The sequence below is a fragment of the Neobacillus sp. S1115 genome, from assembly GCF_055385565.1.
The window spans coordinates 1,759,654-1,778,123 of the sequence record NZ_AP038275.1 but is presented as its reverse complement, the minus strand read 5'-3'; the positions used below and the strand labels follow the sequence as shown (position 1 = coordinate 1,778,123).

Sequence of the window (18,470 nt, the reverse complement as noted above, 5' to 3'; positions counted from 1 at the left end):
AAACTGCGAATTTCTTGTTTAATCGATATCGATGCACCTATTAAACAGATTTAACTTCCACAAGCTTTTCCGAAATAGCCTTCGCCATTTCTTTCACCGCTTCTGGGAGTGCGGTCTCCAACTTCGAGTTTAGCGCTCCGGCCATCTTCCCAATAACGTTCACTTCAAGAAAGCCAGTTAATCTTGTTTTTTTTACGTTTATTGCCTTCGCTTCGAAAAATCCTTCACCCGCATATTTTTCACTTTTGCCCTTTAACGAAAAGCTTACTCTTACTGGCTCTTTCCATTCATTAATATCAATTATTAAACTGATTTTCTTCTTCATTATGCCAATATCGCTTTTAAACTCCCATGTAGAACTATGCTCATTTAGCTTTTCGTGTTGAATATAGTTCGGCACAAGCGGTGCCCAATTGTCCATATCCTTTACAAAGTCCCAAATCACATCAATTGGCAAATCCAGTTCGACCTGATGCATTCCGCTAGGCATAATCTCCCTCTCCCCTTCAAAGTAAAAGACCTTCAGTCGTGTGAAGGCCTTTTGTTAAAGATATATGTTAAGAAAGGTTTAAATAGAAGAATTAAACTTGAGTTTCCCTAAGGAATTCTTGAATGCGCTCTGCCGCCTCAGAGAGCCGTTCCGAAGGCTGAACCAAGGCAATCCGGACATAGCCTTCACCAAGCTTTCCAAACGCATCTCCAGGAATAACCGCAACTCCTTTACTGTCAATCAGTTCAAAGGCAAAGCGACGGGATGTCCATCCTGAAGGGATTTTTACCCAGACAAACATAGTCGCCGGAGATTTTGCCGCCTGCCACCCGCCTTTTGAAAGGCCTGATATCAATGCATCACGACGTTTCTCGTATTCTCTCACTTGTGATTCCAAAAATGAGAAATTCGAAGTCAGAGCAGTTATGGCTGCTTTTTGGATTGGATAAAACACACCATAATCGATATGAGATTTTAAAGAAGCCAGGATCGCAAGTGCTTGTTCATTCCCGACCGCATAGCCAATCCGGCAGCCTGCCATATTAAATGTTTTGGAAAGTGAATTAAACTCAATCCCGACCTCCTTAGCTCCCGGAACCGACATGAAACTGATTTGCGGATTGTTATCAAAAATTAACTCAGAATAGGCAAAATCATGCAAAACCAGGATTTCATGCTTTTTGGCAAAACGGACCACCTCTTGGAAAAAGCTTCTGTCAGCGAGAGCGGTAACCGGATTTCCTGGATAACTGATAATCATCAATTTGGTTTTCTCTAGAACCCCTAAAGGAATTTCATCTAGTTGAGGGAGAAACCTGTTTTCCTCCAATAACGGCATTGGATAAATATTTCCGCCAGCAATTGTCACACTTGCCTCATAGATTGGATATCCAGGATCAGGTACCAGAACATAATCGCCAGGGTTAATAACCGCCATCGCTAAATGAGCAAGTCCATCCTGCGAACCCATTAGCTGAATAACCTCAGATGCCGGATTAAGTTCTACACCGTAACGCTGTTTATAAAAATAACTGACAGCTTCATTAAATTTAGGAATCCCTTTTAAAGTGTAGCCATATTTACTTCGGTCCATTGCCGCTTCTGCCAATGCCTTGACCACAAACGCTGGCGGTGCAAAATCCGGGCTTCCGACACTCAAATCGATGACATCAATTCCATTTTTTAATGCCTTTTGCTTTTGATCGGCCACCTCTTGAAAAATACTCGATGACATTTTTTGAAGTTTCTCGGATGCAACGATATTCATAGAATCCCCCTCATTCTTTATTTATTCGAAATTTTTCGCAAAATAATATTTTTATATATTTTAACATATTTTTTGGTAATCAAGGCCATACCTCGTCAAGTATGTCCCTAAATAGTTCATCCAGTATTGGGGAAATATCCTGTTTCGGAAAAGACGATTTCTTTGCGTAATCTTCAATACGATTTATTTCATTCTCCAAAAATTCATTAATAATAACAACCTTTGGTTCGAGGTTAAGTTCATCGCCCCGTATTTTCCTGTCAAGCAAGGTATTGATTTCATTTTTAAGAGGGCCGGCCATAATCAGCTCTGCCACTAATGTCTGGAATTCAATAGGCGGGACACTATTATATTTTTCAATCCATTTACAGGCTAAAACCGGCCTCAGCACATAAAAGTATTTCTTAATTTTCACTTCATCTGATTGAAGATAGTCACGGTAATTCCCTTTGGCCATATTCAGGTAATGATAAAGGGCCGACTGCGGCCGGAACACCTGGTTTTGGATTGCCTTCATTTTATCTACTAAAGAATAGGCCTGATAATAGACAATTCCCGAATGAAGCCATTCCATTAGGGGCGGATTTGATTTTTTAAAAAGCCTGAGTGCTTTACGAAGCTCCCATCCATTTATATCCAAGAGATTATTTATTGGCAGTTCTATAACATCCCGCTTTTCTTCAATGGAAAGATACCATTCTTTTTTGGGGACATAAATAAACCTAACATCATAGTCGCTGTCTTTTGAAGGAAATCCCCATGCCCTGCTGCCTGACTCAACAGCATAGCAAATTTTAACGGCATATTGCTCCTCGATTTTTTTTAATTCCTCGATAATTTTCTCTTTCACTGCTAACCGCCCCCGATTCCTTTTCTTTATCATACAAAAAAAGGGTTCAGGGTCCAAATGAAATTCTCGTCAGAACGGCCAAGAAGCCCTATCCGTATTGGATAGGGCTTCTTTTTTAAAGTTTTGTCATAATAGATAGTAGGTTGTTCGCAACTAGCTAATTTTCTTCAGTTCTTCTGTCAATTGAAGAAATAATTCCTTGTTACCGTCTTGTAACGTTTGGTCGATTTCCTTCCGGATCTTCTCCCTTTTAAATTCAAGCAGGGCGTTGTTTAAAAACATCTCAGCAAGGACAGAATCAGTGTTTTCATCCGAATGTTGCGGGGAATTAAGTAACTTCTTTTCCATGGAAATCAACTCCTTGAGCTTTTTTTTATTATACAGTTAGTTTTCTAAAAATTCAAACACTTTATTTTGGAAATTTTAAAAAATTTAGGAATTAAAAAAGGAGTTATTTAAATTTATTGTTGTATGGATTAATAAAAGGGGGAATATTAATTTCATCTATTTTTGTTAATTGGGAGGAAGGATGATGGAGCAGAATGTTGTAGCAGGGTATAAGCCGCTAAATAACATTAATGTTTATTATGAATTTTATCCTAATCCAAACGCAGAAAGGACCTTCGTTTTATTGCACGGTTTTCTTTCTTCCACCTTCACCTATCGTCATTTAATTTCGTTATTAAAGAATGAGTATCAGGTGTTATCTATTGATCTTCCCCCTTTTGGGAAAAGTGCAAAATGCAGCCGATATATCTACTCCTATAAAAATTTAGCCGATACCGTCATACAGCTTATCGAATCACTGGGCTTAAAAAAAATGACTTTTATCGGCCATTCTATGGGTGGACAAATTGTCTTAAATATTCTTCACCTAAAACAGGAGCTTGCCGACAAGGCTATTTTACTCTGCAGCTCAGCCTATTTAAAACGCGCGAAACTTCCGCTCATTCTTACCAGCTACCTGCCTTACTTTCATCGCTTCGTAAAGTATTGGTTTGCCAGAACCGGGGTAGAGAAAAACCTTCAGGAGGCCCTTTATAACCATTCCATTATTAATGAAGAGATGATAAATGGCTATCTGCAGCCCTTTTTACAGGATGAAATATTTGTTGCCTTAACACGGATGATTCGCGACCGCGAAGGCGATCTTCCACCGGAAATTTTAAAACAAATCAAAACACCTTGCTTATTAATCTGGGGTGACCAGGACAAATCAGTGCCTTTAAAAATTGGAGAGAAATTGAACAAGGACCTAGCAAACTCGGAATTGATTATCTTAAAAGAAACCGGCCATGCTCTGCCAGAGGAACGTCCCATGGAAGTATTCGAATATATAAAAAACTACATTGGCAAATTCCAAACAAATGCATCCAGCTGAAATACTTATGAACATTATGCAAATAAACCCGCCAGGTTTGCGATACTGGCGGGTAATTCCTTATTTATATCGGTTATCTGCATTTTGGTATTTTTCATCATGAAGATGATCAATAAACTCATTGGAGATTTCCCCCAAATGAATCATTTGTTCTCCTTGGTCAATTGTTTCTCCAGTTTGGAAATATGACCCTGGAATTGTAAAGTCAATTAATGGTTCACCTGCAATACTGGATATACCGATATACAAATTATCAGGTGCTTCCTTCATTTTTAGCAGTTCTTTTAAGGAGATATTCTGATTGTTGACTTTAAATTGAACCTTGATTTCATAAGTGTCAATGGTTTCAGTGAGTATTTGCACCAATTCATCCAGCTGTTCTTCGGTAAGGTCGGTGGTATCATCAAGACCTACAAATTTTTCCAAAAGGGAGTCGTACAAATCCATTTGGTCCAGCTGATATTTGTTTTTCTCTTCTACCTGCCCAAGATAATTAAAAAACTTCTCAGACTCTTCTTCAGTAATCCCAATTTCGTTTAATTCACTTTCTATATCAGCCATATACTCATCGTGATTGACATAAAAGTCTAATGCAGAATCCAAATCCTCTATGAACTTATACTCCCCCAGAGAATCACCAAAATGATTCAACAAATCATCCATTTCTTTCTGGGACAGATGATACTTCGTTAATAGTTCCTGCAAATTTTGTTCATTGATAGGTGTTCCAAGGAACTCACGAAGTTCATCAATTGAAGCAAATTCATCCATGGGAATTTCATAAAAGTCAAGGTAATCCTGAAGTTCTTGCTTCGTCCAACCAATTTCCTGCAAATACTGGTTTAGTTCTGAATCTGATGGCGCTGCAGATACAAAAGGAACACTAAACAAAAACATGAACAGGATGAAGGAAAAGCTAATGATCCTCTTTAAATTCAAATTTATTTCCCTCCTCAGAACATTGTTCAATATTAATGTTCCCTTTGTAAAAAAGTTAAGAAATGAAAATTATTGGCTGATTTGGTTAAATTAAAAATTGTAAAAAAAAAGATGCCTCATATCCGCACCCGTTTCGATTAATAAAAACAAGCAAGCTGGAAAACCTATTTAAACCAGCCTTTTTCCTTTGATTGGGTTATGGCTTCAATCCGGTTTTTCACCTCCAGTTTATCGAGAATAATGGAGATGTAATTCCGGACCGTCCCTGTTTTGATACTAAGCTCTTCCGCTATTTCTTTTGTGTTTTTGCCGTCTGCTACCAGTTCTAATACCTCACGTTCCCGGTCTGTTAATGGATTTTCTTCGGCGTACACATCATCCATTAATTCTGGCGCATAAATTCGTCTTCCTGCCACAACACTTCGGATGGAACTTGCCAATTCTTCACTTGGGCTATCCTTTAAAAGATATCCGCTTACCCCTGCCTTTAAAGCCCGCTGAAAATACCCTGATCGAGCAAAGGTTGTCAAAATGATCACCTTGCAGCTTAGACACTTAATTTCCTCTGCGGCCTCAAGTCCACTTTTGCCGGGCATCTCAATATCCATTATACAAATATCAGGACTTAGATTCTTGACAAGAGTAACAGCATCTTCTCCGTTGGTGGCCTTCCCGACTACCTCCATGTCCTCTTCCAAATTAAGTAATGACCCAAAAGCTCCGAGAAGCATTTGTTGATCTTCGGCGATGACAATCCTAATCATTTCCAACTCTCCTATCCTGGCGAGGTTTTAAGTCTACTGGGACTTTAATAATTATTGCAGTACCATTGCTTGTCAATAGCTCTAAACTGCCGTTGATAAATTCCAGCCTTTCCTGCATCCCTCTTAAACCATGGCCATCAGAAATTTTCCCCTTGGCAGTTTTAAATGAACCATTATCATGTATCGTCATCACGACTTCTTTCAGCGTTTGATCAATAGAGATTAAACAACTGCTAGCCCCGCTGTGTTTCACAACATTATTAATCGCTTCTTTTAAGCACATGCTTAAAATATTCTCAGTAAATGGCGTGACATTTGTTAAAATAAATTCTCCTCTGCATTCCAGATTGATTTGAGCCGCTGCAAGCATTTGTTTAATACGCTGAATTTCATCCTTTAAACGAATTCCCCGCATGGAGGAAACCATTTTTCTTACTTCACTTAATGCAGTTCGGGCCGTAGCTTGAACATCTTTTAGTTCGTTTCGGGCTTGATCGGGGTCCTTCGAGATTAATTTTCTTGCTAAATCAGACTTTAGCCCAATCATAGAAAGTTTTTGCCCCAGTGTATCATGAAGGTCGCGGGCAATCCGTTCCCTCTCCTCGAGTTTAATCAGTTCAGAAATCCGTTTGTTGGCATCCTCGAGTTTTTCTTCAAGCTGCCCTCTCTCCTTGCGGTTATGAATACTAAATGGAAGAAGAATGACGCTAATCCAAATAATGATGACAAATGGGAGTTGCTGCAAAAACAATTTTTCATGGATGACAATGCTGTAATTGATGGAAGCGGAAGTACTTAGCAAATGGATAAAGTACAATGTAAAGAAAGCAACCCGATCCTTGATATTTCCTAGATAGTAAGCAAGAAAAAAAGCGAAATATACATAGCTGAAAAGGCTGGTTGCCGTTATGGAAATCGCAATCAAAATCATTGTCCAAACATATACAAGCCAGCCTTTGGAAATAAAGGCAATCCGATAGAAAATAAAGAACGCCAATGTCAGCGCAATCCCAACAACGATTTGCAGTGTTGTTGGAGCCTGAAATATAAAATAAAATGGCAAAATACAAAGAACAGTCCAAATATACGGTGCAATCCCGTTCGCTTTTTGGAATGTCAGTAAACTCTTTAGCATAGCTGAACCTCTTTTTTTCCTGAAATCCTTTACTTTCTATCATAGCCGAAAACGATTAAATTTTCCTCTTTATACTCTTTATTTTATGAAAACAAAACAGCTTTAAAGCCCATGAATAAAAAATAAAAACACGGCTATCCAAATGGACAGCCGTATTTAACATCATTATTTTGCATTTACAAATACTTTTACACTTTCTTCAAGGCGGTTAACCACTTGTTGATGGCTTTTTCTTGCTACTTTTACATAACCATCTGTAACTTGCTGCCAGCTGCCTCTGCGCGCTCTTGAGTACTCAACATATTTTTCACTATTCTCAATAAAACTATTTTCGGTGCGAGCAACCAAATCAAGTCCCGCAGCGATCGGAGCAGCCACCAATTGTTCAATCCTGCCATTTACTTCTTCAATTTGTTCTTTTAATTCTGGGCGAACAACTTTTTTGGCTTCTTCTTTTACAAGTCCGTTGGAAACACCCTTGACTAATTCACTATTGGTGTTTCTAAAAGTACGGTATAGATTTCCAAGCGAAAATCTGAATTCTTGATTAAACTTTACTACCTCTTTAACTGCATTTAAGTAAGCATCTTCCCTGCTTTCACGAATCTTTCTGGCACGGTCTAAGGATTGTTCATATTGATTCCAAAGTGTGTCAACTAATTGGTTGGTCTGAAGAGATTCTTCAGCTTGGCCATTTTTCTTTGTTGTGCTCATATTTCTTCCTCCTTTTTCATTATTAGTCCAGTCGCTTAAAGCTGGCATTTTCTTTATGTAATTTCATTGCTAGTCTATATATGTAATTTACACCTATGTGTTATATTTTGTCAACACCGATTATATAATAAAATAATCAGAATATTGTAAATGTATATATTATAGAAATGAAGGAAACAAAGGTTATTAAAAATCACAGGGAGGAATGCAATTTGCGTAATTTTTTTAAAGTCACCCACGAAATTCCTTATTTACGACTCGGTGCCGGTGAGCCTTTAGTTTTTATTCATGGACTTGGGGAGGTAAAAGAAGGTTGGTTACATCAGTTTGAATTAGCAGATCAATATGACTTAATTATTCCTGATTTACGAGGACACGGTGAATATCAAAAGCCCGGTGAGATTTCAATAAAAAACTTCGCAGCCGATTGTATAAGTCTTATTAAAGGGCTAGGCTTTGAAAGCGCCCACATTTGCGGTTTATCCATGGGAGGTATGGTTGCACAAGAGATTTACCGTCAGGCACCAGAAGTGTGCCGTTCCTTAATGCTGGTCAGCACGTTCCATTATGCCCCGAAAAATTTCGGGAAATTATTTTTAGCCTATAGAAAGGCACGGGCAGAAAATAAGTCTCCAGACATTACAAGAGAAACTGCAGCAAAGGTTTGCCTGTATACTTGGTCGGATGAGAATTTTGAGCAATTTTACGAATTTTACCGTCCGAACAAGGAATTTTATTTTAAAGCCATGGAAGCGTGTCTTAAGGTCAATAATTTAACACTCCTTCCAAAAATCGAGGTGCCGACCCTTATTATTGGCGGACAATATGATTCCGTAACACCTGTCTGGATTCAATATTTAATGCATAAACAAATCCGCCACTCCGAGTTTGTCGTTTTTAGAAATACCGGCCATGTTGCTAAACTTGAGGCAAAAGACGCGTTTAATGAAGTGCTTCGCAATTTTTTGAATAAACACCAGGCTGCAAGTTAAGGGGAAGGAAGTTATTCCTTCCTCTTTTATGCAACACTATTTACTATATATGTCCTTGTACTTTACTTTATTCCTACTTGTTTATTATAGGGGATTGGAACGGCTGGATGCCCATTGATCTACAATTTTGCCAAATAATCCAGAAAGCGCCAGGCCTACATGCCCCGTTTCAACAACCACATACGTTTTATCCTCGCTGGAAACTAGGTCCATGATTGGTTTACTTTGATCTTCCAAGATCAAATGGTCTCTAGAACCAGAAATAACATATAGGTTGGCTTTAATATTTTTTAAGTCCGCCTTTTTATTGCCAATGACCAACTCACCCTTTACCAGTTTATTTTCTTTAAAAAGGTCATTGGATAATTGACGGTAGGCTTCTCCTGCAAATGGAACCTGATCAACTGTCCATTTGTTCATCCGCTGCCATTTATCAACATAACGCTGGTCATGTGCCCTTGAAAGCAGCATTGTGTAGTTAGTAAAATAAACAGGTGCTTGCATTGCCCTGAACATGCCTTCGACCATTTTAGGCGGGATGTTGCCATAAACATCTATAAAGCTGTCTATGTTAATATCACCGTTTCTAATGCCTTCTGTCCATTTATCCGGACCAATAGCCGGTTGGAAATCAATTGGCACAGTTGCAACGATTAAATTTTTAATCGGCTCATCAGCAATTGACGCATAAATGGAAGCAATCGTTCCGCCCAGGCAATAGCCGACAACGGTAATTTCATCCGCTCCGGAATGGCGGATTGCACGCTTGACCGCAGTTCTTAAATACTTGTCGATATAAGTATCGAGACCAATTTTTTTGTCCTCGTAGCCTGGTGCACCCCAATCTAACAAATACACCTCATAGCCTAAATTTGTGAGACCCTCGATCACGCTGGTCTTGGGAGCAACATCTAAAATATATGGCTTATTAAACAAGGAGTAAACAAAAAATAATGGAATTTCATATTTTTTTTGTTTAGCTGGATAATGCCATAATACCGATTTATTTTTCCGCCATACTTCGTTTCTTGGCGAGTGCCCCATTTTCGGCGCAGGTCCAGTTAATGCTTTAACAACATTCTTCCAACGAGCCGTTTCTTTCTCATAATTCAATTCCGGAATCAAATTCCTAAAAGGTGTCTCTACAGCCACGGTAATGTTTCCCTCCCTTTAAAATTATTTAGATGATCCTGCACTAGAAAACACAGGTTGCTCCGTTTTTTCCTTTTCAATCAGACCCTTAATAGCGTCAAGTTCTTCTTTAAAGTTACTTAACTTCAATAGTTCAAATTTCATTTCCTGAAGTTCGGCGTGCAGGCTCTTTGTATCGGACAGTTCTTTTTTTGACTTAACCAGATCTTGTTTTAGCTGTTTTGTCAGTTTAATGATTTCCTTGGAGACTTCTACGACACTTTCAATCTCTTTACTCTGTGATTTTACAGAATCTTGTAAATCCCAAATTTGCTCTTCAAGAGCCTCCATTTTCTCTTCTGCTTGAATCGTTAAGTTTGCCACATTTGTAACGTCGCTCTTCGTCGGTAAATTTAGGACACTTGCCAAGGCTTCTTGATTTTTTTTCAATTGCTCCAGATAACGGGTTTGCACTTCAGTTCCGAAATTGGACATTTTGACAAACTCATTGTTATTTGTCCACAGGTAGATAAAATCATTGATTTGCTTTTCCCACAAAAGACTTAACTTATGAAAGGATTCATACGGATCATATTTTTTCTCTGACATTAACATTCACCTCGTTATGATTTTGTTGATTCAACCGCGTTTTTCATGAATTTTTGAAAAGGAAAAATGGCTGCTTTTAATTGTTTTGAGAATAAATCAACAAATATTTTTTGATTTTCATATAGTACATTAGTAGTTTTCTTTACACTATCAATATATTTTTCACGTGCTTTTTTCCTGAAAGCCAGATATTGCTCGACGACATCCAGATACTTGTCTAGTGCCTGACCGCCGGTTAACGCCTTTACCGGAGTTAACAATAGAGCTGCCGTTTTTTGTTGAATGTCATCCACAACTTTATTGATTTCCTCATAAGATTTGACAGGGAAGAAATGCTGCAAAGTCGTGGTTGTCACAAGTAATTCTTCACGCGCAGCTTTTTCCCAATCCTTGACTTCTCGGTCAAATTGCTCAGTGACCACTTTTAGATTGTCCTGATTGCGCTTAACGCTTTCTACATAGTTCTTAACCGCTGACAAGAATAGCTCATCGCGCTTATTAAAACGATTAGCCCATGCATCTAATTCATCAAAGCCAATCTTCCAAATCAGCTCAAGGCTTGACAATTGATTTTCAACATTAACCTCAACCTCTAACTCTTTTTCATTTTTCTCAGTCATTGGTTATTCCTCCATTTCGAATTCTATTTGAAATAATCGCTTTAGTTGTATTAATTCCTTTTCAAGCGATGTAAGATTACCTGCTTTTAATTCTTTTTCTTCCGTCCGCAAAACAACCAGCAGTTCTTCCCATGATTGTCGTACCATTTTTAAATGAGTTAAATTTATTTGCTGCCTTTTTTTAAAACTATAGATTGTATCGTCGAGCAGGTCTATTTTCTCCACACAATCTACCAATCTAATTGAAAGCTCTGCTACTTCATCTTTATTGGGAAGGTCTAATCGTTTTAACCATCTAGTTGTTAATTTTCTGTGAATTTTTAACCGAGCCAAATGGGCATCCATTGCCCTCCCCCATGCTAGGGTAAAGCCCCGGCTATTAGTGAGTTCATGGATTCTTTTATTTATATTCGCTTCGAGTTCTCTGGAAAAAGCAACTTCGTCCTGGTGCGTGGTTTCCATTTGATTCCCTCTTACTAACCGGTTAGTATGTTCTTCTTAACATATGTACTAATATATCAATCTAAACATATTTACTGGAACCCTACAAGGCTATCTCTTAAAAATTCAGAAAAATTTTAAAAAGTGCTTGCGGACTTATTCTACACTTGCAGTCGTTCCACCATCAACCACCAGTACATGACCGAATACATAGTCTGATGCTGATGATGCTAAAAATAGCGCCGGCCCTTTCATATCTTCATCGGAACCGAAACGTCCTGCAGGTGTACGATCAAGAATACTTTCACCAGAATAGCCCAAAATGGCTTTGGTCATTTTTGTTGGGAAAAACCCTGGTGCAATGGCATTCACATGGACATTATGCGGTGCCAATTTTACTGCTAAATCTTTCGTTAATGTAATGACGGCACCCTTGCTGACAGAATAACCAATGGCATCCATGACTTCAGGTTTCTGACCGCCCATACCGGCAATCGAAGCAATATTAATGATTTTTCCGGAACGCTGCTCGACCATAATTTTTCCAACAGCCTGAGAAAATAAAAACACTGCTTTCAGGTTGATATCCATTACCTTATCCCATTTATCTGCTGGCATTTCAAGCGCAGGGGCTCCCCAGCTTGTGCCGCTGTTATTAACCAAGATATCAATTGAGCCAAATTCTTTTAGCGTTTCATCCACAACATGCTGGATATCTTCAGGATTTGATACATCACATTTAAATGCAAGTGAGCGAACACCTTTTTCCTTAAGTGCATCGCTTAATTGCTGACATGCTTCAACATCTCTTGAACAAACAACAACATTAGCACCTGCTTCTGCATACACAGTGGCAATTTGCTGTCCTAAGCCTCTGCCACCGCCTGTAACAATCGCCGTTTTTCCTTGTAAACTGAATAAATCTTGTAAACTCATCTTAAATTCCTCCTAGTTGACTATTAGGCTTTTACTTTTTGTTTTTCTTGGTCTCTTAATACTCTTCTTAGCAGTTTCCCAACTGAAGATTTTGGCAGCTCCGGAAGGATTTCTACATCTTTTGGCGCCTTATATGGTGCTAGGTTTTCCTTTCCAAACTGTTTGATTTCTTCTTCGCTAATAGAATAACCCGCTTTTAGCTTTACATAAGCCTTTACGGTTTCGCCGCGGTAAGGGTCTGGAACGCCCACTACCACCACTTCTTCGATTTCTTCCAGCTGATAGAGAACCCCTTCAATTTCGGTTGGATAAACATTGAAGCCGCTTGCAATAATCATATCTTTCTTGCGGTCAACAATATAAAAGTATCCATCTTCATCCATTTTTGCCATATCGCCAGTAAACAGCCAGCCATCCTTTATTACTGCATCCGTATCTTCAGGACGATTCCAGTATCCTTTCATAACCTGCGGCCCTTTGACGATGATCTCCCCAGCCTCACCAACCGGTGCATCGACAAAGCCATCTTCTGTTTCGTGAACGATTCTGGCAATTGTACTTTGAACTGGAATGCCTATACTTCCGTGCTTTCTTGGCACAAATGGAGGGCTAAAAATGACTGTTGGTGCTGCTTCAGATAAACCGTATCCATCACGCAGTTGTTTCCCTGTCCTCTTTTCAAACACTTTGGCCGCTTCTATTGGAAGTGGAGCACCACCGCAGTTCACGTAGTATAGTGAATCAAAACCAGCATCCTCTAGTCCCTCTTGGCTGTTTAATGCAAAGAACATGGTTGGAACACCTGAGAATTGGAATGGTTTTTCACGTTTGACAATCTCCATTACTTCCTTTGGATCGAAGCGCGGCAGGATAATTTGGTTGGCACCTTCTCTGATTCCACAAAGTGCAACACTTGATAATCCATAGACATGGAACATCGGCAATACAGTTATGATTTTAAAATCTTCTGGTTTGTCATCACATGTTTTATAAGCAAAATCACAAACCTGTGTTAAATTGGCTAAAAGATTCGTATGGGTAAGCATTACCCCTTTGGAGAGACCGGTTGTTCCACCGGTATATTGAAGCACAGCGACATCTTCATCACGGTCAATGTCTACCTCTGGAAGACTAGCTTCCTTATCAAGGAATTCATCGAAATAAACATCACCATCTGCAAGATCAATTTTGGCACCGCCAAAATTAACAACAATCACCTTTTTTAACGAAGTATTTGACTGGACCTTTTTCACTTTTGGGTAAAGCGCATCGAGGACCACCATGAACTCTGAACCGGAGTCATTTAAAACATGCTCTATTTCTCTTTCAACATACATGGGATTAACTTGGACATTGATCCCTCCAAGGCGAAAAGTCCCGAATAAAGTAAATATGTAATGAGGTGAATTTGGCAGCATTATGGCTAAACGACTGCCTTTAACAAATCCTGCTCTATGTAAGGCTGAAGCAAATTGGTCAACAATCGTTTTGGTATCATTGAAGCTGGTTACATTCCCCAAAAACGTCATTGCCGGTTTCGTATTAAAACGATTTACCGATTTCTCCAGAAAGTGGTAAAGAGAATTATACTCAATCTGAAGATGCTCATCCAACCTTGAATCATAAACTTTAAGCCACGGCTTTTGCTGATAAACCATAAAAAACTATGCCTCCTCTTGATTTTAAAGTAAAACAAAGATTGTTAGAATATTAATATAATTTTAATTATTGAAGCAAAGTTTAGATTTGTAAACCAATGCTTATCGACAAAATTCCACAAATACCACCAAATATCCTTAAGGTACCATTTATTAAATTCATTCCATATTTAATCCATGGGTTTTTTTAAATAAAATCCCTTTTACCCAAAATAGTTCTTTGTCGAATATTGTTGGAATTTTTCCCCATTCACTTCCCACCCAATCTATCCCCCCGCCGAAGCCAACTGATTGACACTATCTTGGGAAAACGCTTTCATTTTGAGATGAATAACAAAAAGGTGTCAGGCACCACAAAAAGACATTTGTCCTTGTTCCGTGGACAGTTTAGGTGCACGCAATCAGTCCATGAATTTGTGATTTTTAGACATGTCCTTATGGCTATGGTCATATATTTTAATATTATGATTAAAGGAGTTGTGCTTGCGTGCCGATTACGAATGCAAATGGAATTGATCTTTATTATGAGGTTCATGGTGAAGGGGAGCCGCTTTTATTGATTATGGGGTTATCCCTTGATTCCAGGTCATGGTATAGAACTTTGCCAGCTCTATCGGAACACTATAAAGTAATTATTTTTGATAATCGTGGTGTAGGCTTAAGCGATAAGCCCAATACCCCGTATTCTATTGAATTGATGGCAGAAGATGCACGGGCAGTCCTCGATGCTGCAGGAGTTAATGTTGCACATGTTTATGGTATTTCCATGGGCGGAATGATTGCCCAAAGGCTGGCAATAAAATATCCAGAACGGATTAAATCCCTTATCCTTGGGTGTACCACTTCCGGCGGTACAAATCATGTTCAGCCAGGGGCGGATGTCTCTATGCTTATGCTGTCCAGGGCTTCGTCCACTGCGACTCCTGAGGAAATGGCATGGGCCACTGCCCCCATCCTATATAGCCAATCATTTATTGAAAATCAGCGCAATCTCGTAGCAGAGGATATTAAAGTAAGAATCGAAAGGCCGATTCTTCCATACGCATACATGCTTCAGCTCCAAGCATGCCTTGCCCACGACACTTACAGTGAACTGCAACAACTTAAAGTACCAACTCTAGTTATTCACGGCGATGAAGATCGTTTAGTCCCATATGAAAATGGCGTTACCCTGGCAGAGAATATCGAAAATGCCGAATTCCTAACAATTAAAGGCGCAGGGCATATCTATGTTACCGAAGCCACTGAGCTAGTTAATCAAAAAGCACTGGAATTTCTAAAAAAACAATAATCCAGAAAAATGCCCAATCGATCACGACTGGGCATTTTTCTGTGCAGCTAAAACTATTAAACTTTATTCCTACATGCGAATGGAATATAAATATATTAAGCCTTCACTTTTGCAATCTCTTCATCCCGCAAAACTCTTCTAAGCAGCTTTCCAACTGATGATTTTGGCAATTCCACTAGTATTTCTACCTCTTTAGGAGCCTTATAAGGTGCCAGGTTGGCTTTTGCAAACGCAATAATCTCTTCTACAGAAATTCCACAGCCATTTTTTAGTTTAATAAACGCCTTCACCGTTTCCCCACGATAGCTATCAGGAACACCGATTACGATCGCCTCTTCTACACCCACCAGCTTATAGAGGACTTCTTCCACCTCGCGCGGATATACATTGTAACCGCTGGCAATAATCATGTCCTTCTTCCGGTCAAGAATATAAAGATAGCCATCTTCATCCATTTTTGCAATGTCACCAGTGAACAGCCAGCCATCCTTGATTACATCTTCCGTATCTTTCGGACGGTTCCAATATCCTTTCATGACCTGAGGCCCTTTAACAATTAATTCTCCTGATTCACCAACAGGGACATCCACATATTCTCCGTCTTCAATCTCCCGGACAATTCTAACCACTGTACTTGGTACCGGTATGCCAATACTTCCATACTTTCTTGGCAAAAACGGCGGATTGAATGCAATCGTTGGAGATGCTTCAGAAAGCCCGTAGCCATCGCGGAGGGTTGAACCTGTAATGTTTTCAAATGCTTTCGCCTGCTCCACTGGTAACGGCGCCCCGCCGCTGCCTGCATAATATACATCTGCAAAACCGCAATCCTTTAATGCTTCAGGCAAACTATTCAATGCAAAATACATGGTTGGAACTCCAGCAAAGATAAATGGCTTTTCCCGCTTAATGGTTTCTATAACCTCTTTTAAATCAAAGCGAGGCAGGATAATCTGGTTAGCGCCTTCGCGAATTCCGCAAAGAGCTACACTCGACAGTCCATAGACGTGAAACATAGGCAGGACGGTAATCATTTTAAAAGAGTCTGGGACATCATCACAGGTATTATAAATAAAATCGCAGACCTGATTGAAATTCGCTAAAAGATTGTAGTGGGTCAGCATAACGCCTTTTGGCACACCAGTTGTTCCACCAGTATATTGCAGGACTGCGACATCCTCATGCGGGTCTATTTCCACTTCAGGAAGATTGACATCATCTTGAAGTGCTGCTTCAAAATAATAATCTCCTTCGCCGAGCTCGCCTCGGTTACCGGTTAAGTTCACTGCTACGACCCTTTTTAGAGATGTGCTCGGCTGGACCTTTTTAACCCTAGGATAGAATGAGTCCAGCACAATCATATATTTAGCACCCGAGTCCTCCAAAACGTATTCGATTTCCCTTTCGACATACATTGGATTCATTTGGACAACAATCCCGCCTAAACGAAAAACTGCAAATAAGCTGAATATATAGTGAGGGCAATTAGGAAGCATAATTGCGGCTCGGTCGCCCTTTTTAAAGCCTTCTTTATGTAATGCAGACGCGAGTCTGTCGACCATCCATTTTGTTTCCTTGAAGCTATAAACTTCCCCATAAAAAGTGAATGCTGGTTTTTCGCTAAAACGATTTACGGCACTTTCTAAAAAATCATAAAGAGACTCGTGCTTTACACTCACATGCTCTTCCACTCTAGGATCATACCATTTCAACCAAGGCTTTTGCTGATACACCATTACACATCCTCCTCAAAAATTTAATGAATGGTCATACTCCAACAGCCAATTTTCTTAAAAAATACTTATTGGAATATAATTCAATTTAAATTATTGATAGGTTTGGAAAAATTGTAAACGCGATAATCTCGACACATTTCGGCATGTACCCTGTTATTTATTGACTAAACTCCCTTAATTATCTATCTCTGGAGCTGTCAACGACAGAAAGATGTCGAAATTCGGCAATTTATCAGAAGTATTTCACAAAACTTTAACAATTTTTTGTGTATAACTTTTGACAAAAAAAGGACGACCCGTTAAAAGGATCATCCTTCATTTACATTATTGTTTTAACATCTGGAAAACCTGCTCAACGTCTTTATCCCCGCGTCCTGAAAGATTTACAATTAACACATCGTCCGATGATAATTCTTTGGCCAGCTTCACTGCATGGGCAACCGCATGAGAACTTTCAAGCGCTGGAATAATGCCTTCTGTTTTACTCAAAAGTTGAAACGCTTCTAACGCTTCCTGACCGGTTGCTGTAACATACTCCGCCCTGCCGCTCTCTTTTAAATAGCTGTGTTCTGGGCCTACACCTGGATAGTCCAGACCTGCCGCAATGGAATAGGTTGGCTTTGGCTCCCCTTTTTCATCGATTAGCGTCAAGCATTTAAATCCGTGGATAACTGCCGGAACCCCTTCCGTTAAGGTCGGCGCCTCTGCTGGTTCAACACCGATTAACCGGACATTTTTTTCATCTATATAGTGGGCAAATGCACCGATGGCATTGCTGCCTCCACCTGCACAGGCAATCACGGCTGTTGGGAGCTTTCCTTCTTTTTCAAGAACCTGGCTCTTCGATTCTTCACTGATAATCGCTTGGAAATGCTTCACCATGGTTGGATATGGATGCGGACCAACTGCTGAACCAAGCAAATAAAAGGTATTTTGATAGTTTTGAACAAGGTCCCCTAATGCCTCATCTACAGCATCCTTTAAACGCCCCTGGCCTTTGGTTACTGGGATCACCTTTGCCCCCAATAATTCCATACGGAAAACATTTAACGCTTGCCGCCCTGTGTCCAATTTTCCCATATAGATGATACATTCCATGCCAAACATTGCACAGGCGGTTGCGGTCGCAACACCATGCTGACCAGCGCCCGTTTCTGCGATAATCCGCTTCGCTCCCATCCGTTTAGCCAGCAAAATCTGCCCAATCGCGTTATTAATTTTATGAGCCCCGGTATGATTTAAATCTTCCCGCTTCAAATAGACTTTCGCCCCACCAATTTGCTTTGTTAAATTTTCGGCAAATGTTAATGGATTTTCTCTTCCAATGTACTCCCTAAGATAATATTTATATTCTTCAATGAATTCGGGGTCATCCTTGTATTTTAAAAATTGCTGTTCCAATTCGTTTAGAACTCCTTGTAAATCCTCTGGAACAAAACTGCCTCCGAATTCACCAAAATACCCTTTGCTTGCTACGCTCAAATTTTCCATACTCATCTCTACTCGTCTCCTTCAA

At 39.6% G+C, this 18,470-nt stretch carries 19 protein-coding genes; 3 read left to right on the top strand and 16 right to left on the bottom strand.

The window, feature by feature from the left end:
• Positions 1 to 40: 40 nt before the first annotated feature.
• From ACZ5B7_RS08730 to ACZ5B7_RS08715, 4 genes are all read right to left on the bottom strand, one after another.
• Positions 41 to 490, bottom strand: a complete 450-nt coding sequence (locus ACZ5B7_RS08730; protein WP_464493464.1) for a CoxG family protein — start codon at positions 488 to 490, stop codon at positions 41 to 43.
• Positions 491 to 581: 91 nt separating this feature from the next.
• A complete protein-coding gene (locus ACZ5B7_RS08725; protein WP_464493463.1) occupies positions 582 to 1,757 on the bottom strand; it encodes an LL-diaminopimelate aminotransferase in 1,176 nt (391 codons plus the stop codon).
• 79 nt (positions 1,758 to 1,836) lie between these two features.
• A complete protein-coding gene (locus ACZ5B7_RS08720; protein ID WP_464493462.1) occupies positions 1,837 to 2,607 on the bottom strand; it encodes a nucleotidyltransferase domain-containing protein in 771 nt (256 codons plus the stop codon).
• A gap of 153 nt (positions 2,608 to 2,760) precedes the next feature.
• Positions 2,761 to 2,955: an IDEAL domain-containing protein gene (locus ACZ5B7_RS08715; protein WP_213140957.1), complete on the bottom strand. Its 195-nt coding sequence runs from the start codon at positions 2,953 to 2,955 to the stop codon at positions 2,761 to 2,763.
• 184 nt (positions 2,956 to 3,139) lie between these two features.
• Between ACZ5B7_RS08715 and ACZ5B7_RS08710 the strand changes: the two genes are divergently transcribed.
• Positions 3,140 to 3,988 carry an alpha/beta fold hydrolase gene (locus ACZ5B7_RS08710; protein WP_213141317.1) on the top strand — a complete coding sequence of 283 codons (849 nt, stop codon included), beginning with the start codon at positions 3,140 to 3,142 and terminating at the stop codon, positions 3,986 to 3,988.
• Positions 3,989 to 4,048: 60 nt separating this feature from the next.
• On the opposite strand, the gene ACZ5B7_RS08705 is transcribed toward ACZ5B7_RS08710, so the two are convergent.
• The 4 genes from ACZ5B7_RS08705 to ACZ5B7_RS08690 all read right to left on the bottom strand — a co-directional run bounded on the left by ACZ5B7_RS08705 (position 4,049) and on the right by ACZ5B7_RS08690 (position 7,540).
• Positions 4,049 to 4,927, bottom strand: a complete 879-nt coding sequence (locus ACZ5B7_RS08705; protein WP_464493461.1) for a processed acidic surface protein — start codon at positions 4,925 to 4,927, stop codon at positions 4,049 to 4,051.
• A gap of 164 nt (positions 4,928 to 5,091) precedes the next feature.
• Positions 5,092 to 5,691 (bottom strand): response regulator, encoded by a 600-nt coding sequence (locus tag ACZ5B7_RS08700; RefSeq protein WP_464493460.1) that lies wholly within the window; start codon positions 5,689 to 5,691, stop codon positions 5,092 to 5,094.
• Positions 5,684 to 6,826 (bottom strand): sensor histidine kinase, encoded by a 1,143-nt coding sequence (locus ACZ5B7_RS08695; RefSeq protein ID WP_464493459.1) that lies wholly within the window; start codon positions 6,824 to 6,826, stop codon positions 5,684 to 5,686. The genes ACZ5B7_RS08700 and ACZ5B7_RS08695 overlap by 8 nt, the downstream gene beginning before the upstream one ends.
• Positions 6,827 to 6,991: 165 nt before the next feature.
• Positions 6,992 to 7,540: a hypothetical protein gene (locus ACZ5B7_RS08690; protein ID WP_464493458.1), complete on the bottom strand. Its 549-nt coding sequence runs from the start codon at positions 7,538 to 7,540 to the stop codon at positions 6,992 to 6,994.
• 212 nt (positions 7,541 to 7,752) lie between these two features.
• Here ACZ5B7_RS08690 and ACZ5B7_RS08685 point away from each other — a divergent pair, with 212 nt between their 5' ends.
• Entirely contained in the window at positions 7,753 to 8,532 is a 780-nt protein-coding gene (locus tag ACZ5B7_RS08685) for an alpha/beta fold hydrolase (RefSeq protein WP_464493457.1), read from the top strand.
• 84 nt (positions 8,533 to 8,616) lie between these two features.
• Here the strand turns inward: ACZ5B7_RS08685 and ACZ5B7_RS08680 are convergent, their stop codons facing one another.
• The 6 genes from ACZ5B7_RS08680 to ACZ5B7_RS08655 form a co-directional block, all read right to left on the bottom strand.
• Complete coding sequence (locus ACZ5B7_RS08680; protein WP_213140963.1) at positions 8,617 to 9,684, bottom strand: alpha/beta fold hydrolase; 1,068 nt, start codon at positions 9,682 to 9,684, stop codon at positions 8,617 to 8,619.
• Between the two features lie 24 nt (positions 9,685 to 9,708).
• Positions 9,709 to 10,272: a polyhydroxyalkanoate biosynthesis repressor PhaR gene (locus tag ACZ5B7_RS08675; RefSeq protein ID WP_464493456.1), complete on the bottom strand. Its 564-nt coding sequence runs from the start codon at positions 10,270 to 10,272 to the stop codon at positions 9,709 to 9,711.
• Positions 10,273 to 10,286: 14 nt separating this feature from the next.
• A complete protein-coding gene (locus tag ACZ5B7_RS08670; protein ID WP_464493455.1) occupies positions 10,287 to 10,892 on the bottom strand; it encodes a hypothetical protein in 606 nt (201 codons plus the stop codon).
• Positions 10,893 to 10,895: 3 nt separating this feature from the next.
• Positions 10,896 to 11,354: a hypothetical protein gene (locus tag ACZ5B7_RS08665; RefSeq protein ID WP_464493454.1), complete on the bottom strand. Its 459-nt coding sequence runs from the start codon at positions 11,352 to 11,354 to the stop codon at positions 10,896 to 10,898.
• 135 nt (positions 11,355 to 11,489) lie between these two features.
• Complete coding sequence (locus tag ACZ5B7_RS08660; RefSeq protein WP_213116569.1) at positions 11,490 to 12,269, bottom strand: SDR family oxidoreductase; 780 nt, start codon at positions 12,267 to 12,269, stop codon at positions 11,490 to 11,492.
• Positions 12,270 to 12,292: 23 nt separating this feature from the next.
• Positions 12,293 to 13,927, bottom strand: a complete 1,635-nt coding sequence (locus ACZ5B7_RS08655; protein WP_464493453.1) for a long-chain-fatty-acid--CoA ligase — start codon at positions 13,925 to 13,927, stop codon at positions 12,293 to 12,295.
• 487 nt (positions 13,928 to 14,414) lie between these two features.
• Here ACZ5B7_RS08655 and ACZ5B7_RS08650 point away from each other — a divergent pair, with 487 nt between their 5' ends.
• Positions 14,415 to 15,218, top strand: coding sequence for an alpha/beta fold hydrolase (locus ACZ5B7_RS08650; protein ID WP_464493452.1), 804 nt, complete (start codon positions 14,415 to 14,417; stop codon positions 15,216 to 15,218).
• A gap of 95 nt (positions 15,219 to 15,313) precedes the next feature.
• Here ACZ5B7_RS08650 and ACZ5B7_RS08645 read toward each other — a convergent pair whose 3' ends face one another.
• On the bottom strand, positions 15,314 to 16,954 hold the full coding sequence (locus ACZ5B7_RS08645) for a long-chain-fatty-acid--CoA ligase (protein WP_464493451.1): 1,641 nt from the start codon (positions 16,952 to 16,954) through the stop codon (positions 15,314 to 15,316).
• Between the two features lie 324 nt (positions 16,955 to 17,278).
• On the bottom strand, positions 17,279 to 18,445 hold the full coding sequence (gene trpB, locus ACZ5B7_RS08640) for a tryptophan synthase subunit beta (protein WP_464494460.1): 1,167 nt from the start codon (positions 18,443 to 18,445) through the stop codon (positions 17,279 to 17,281).
• Between the last annotated feature and the right edge of the window lie 25 nt (positions 18,446 to 18,470).

Bases quoted from the DNA above. Each gene is read 5' to 3' on its own strand.
- ACZ5B7_RS08730 (WP_464493464.1), bottom strand. From the start codon at position 490: ATGCCTAGCGGAATGCATCAGGTCGAACTGGATTTGCCAATTGATGTG.
- ACZ5B7_RS08725 (WP_464493463.1), bottom strand. From the start codon at position 1,757: ATGAATATCGTTGCATCCGAGAAACTTCAAAAAATGTCATCGAGTATT.
- ACZ5B7_RS08715 (WP_213140957.1), bottom strand. From the start codon at position 2,955: ATGGAAAAGAAGTTACTTAATTCCCCGCAACATTCGGATGAAAACACT.
- ACZ5B7_RS08710 (WP_213141317.1), top strand. From the start codon at position 3,140: ATGGAGCAGAATGTTGTAGCAGGGTATAAGCCGCTAAATAACATTAAT.
- ACZ5B7_RS08700 (WP_464493460.1), bottom strand. From the start codon at position 5,691: ATGATTAGGATTGTCATCGCCGAAGATCAACAAATGCTTCTCGGAGCT.
- ACZ5B7_RS08695 (WP_464493459.1), bottom strand. From the start codon at position 6,826: ATGCTAAAGAGTTTACTGACATTCCAAAAAGCGAACGGGATTGCACCG.
- ACZ5B7_RS08690 (WP_464493458.1), bottom strand. From the start codon at position 7,540: ATGAGCACAACAAAGAAAAATGGCCAAGCTGAAGAATCTCTTCAGACC.
- ACZ5B7_RS08675 (WP_464493456.1), bottom strand. From the start codon at position 10,272: ATGTCAGAGAAAAAATATGATCCGTATGAATCCTTTCATAAGTTAAGT.
- ACZ5B7_RS08670 (WP_464493455.1), bottom strand. From the start codon at position 10,892: ATGACTGAGAAAAATGAAAAAGAGTTAGAGGTTGAGGTTAATGTTGAA.
- ACZ5B7_RS08665 (WP_464493454.1), bottom strand. From the start codon at position 11,354: ATGGAAACCACGCACCAGGACGAAGTTGCTTTTTCCAGAGAACTCGAA.
- ACZ5B7_RS08660 (WP_213116569.1), bottom strand. From the start codon at position 12,269: ATGAGTTTACAAGATTTATTCAGTTTACAAGGAAAAACGGCGATTGTT.
- ACZ5B7_RS08655 (WP_464493453.1), bottom strand. From the start codon at position 13,927: ATGGTTTATCAGCAAAAGCCGTGGCTTAAAGTTTATGATTCAAGGTTG.
- ACZ5B7_RS08645 (WP_464493451.1), bottom strand. From the start codon at position 16,954: ATGGTGTATCAGCAAAAGCCTTGGTTGAAATGGTATGATCCTAGAGTG.
- trpB (WP_464494460.1), bottom strand. From the start codon at position 18,445: ATGGAAAATTTGAGCGTAGCAAGCAAAGGGTATTTTGGTGAATTCGGA.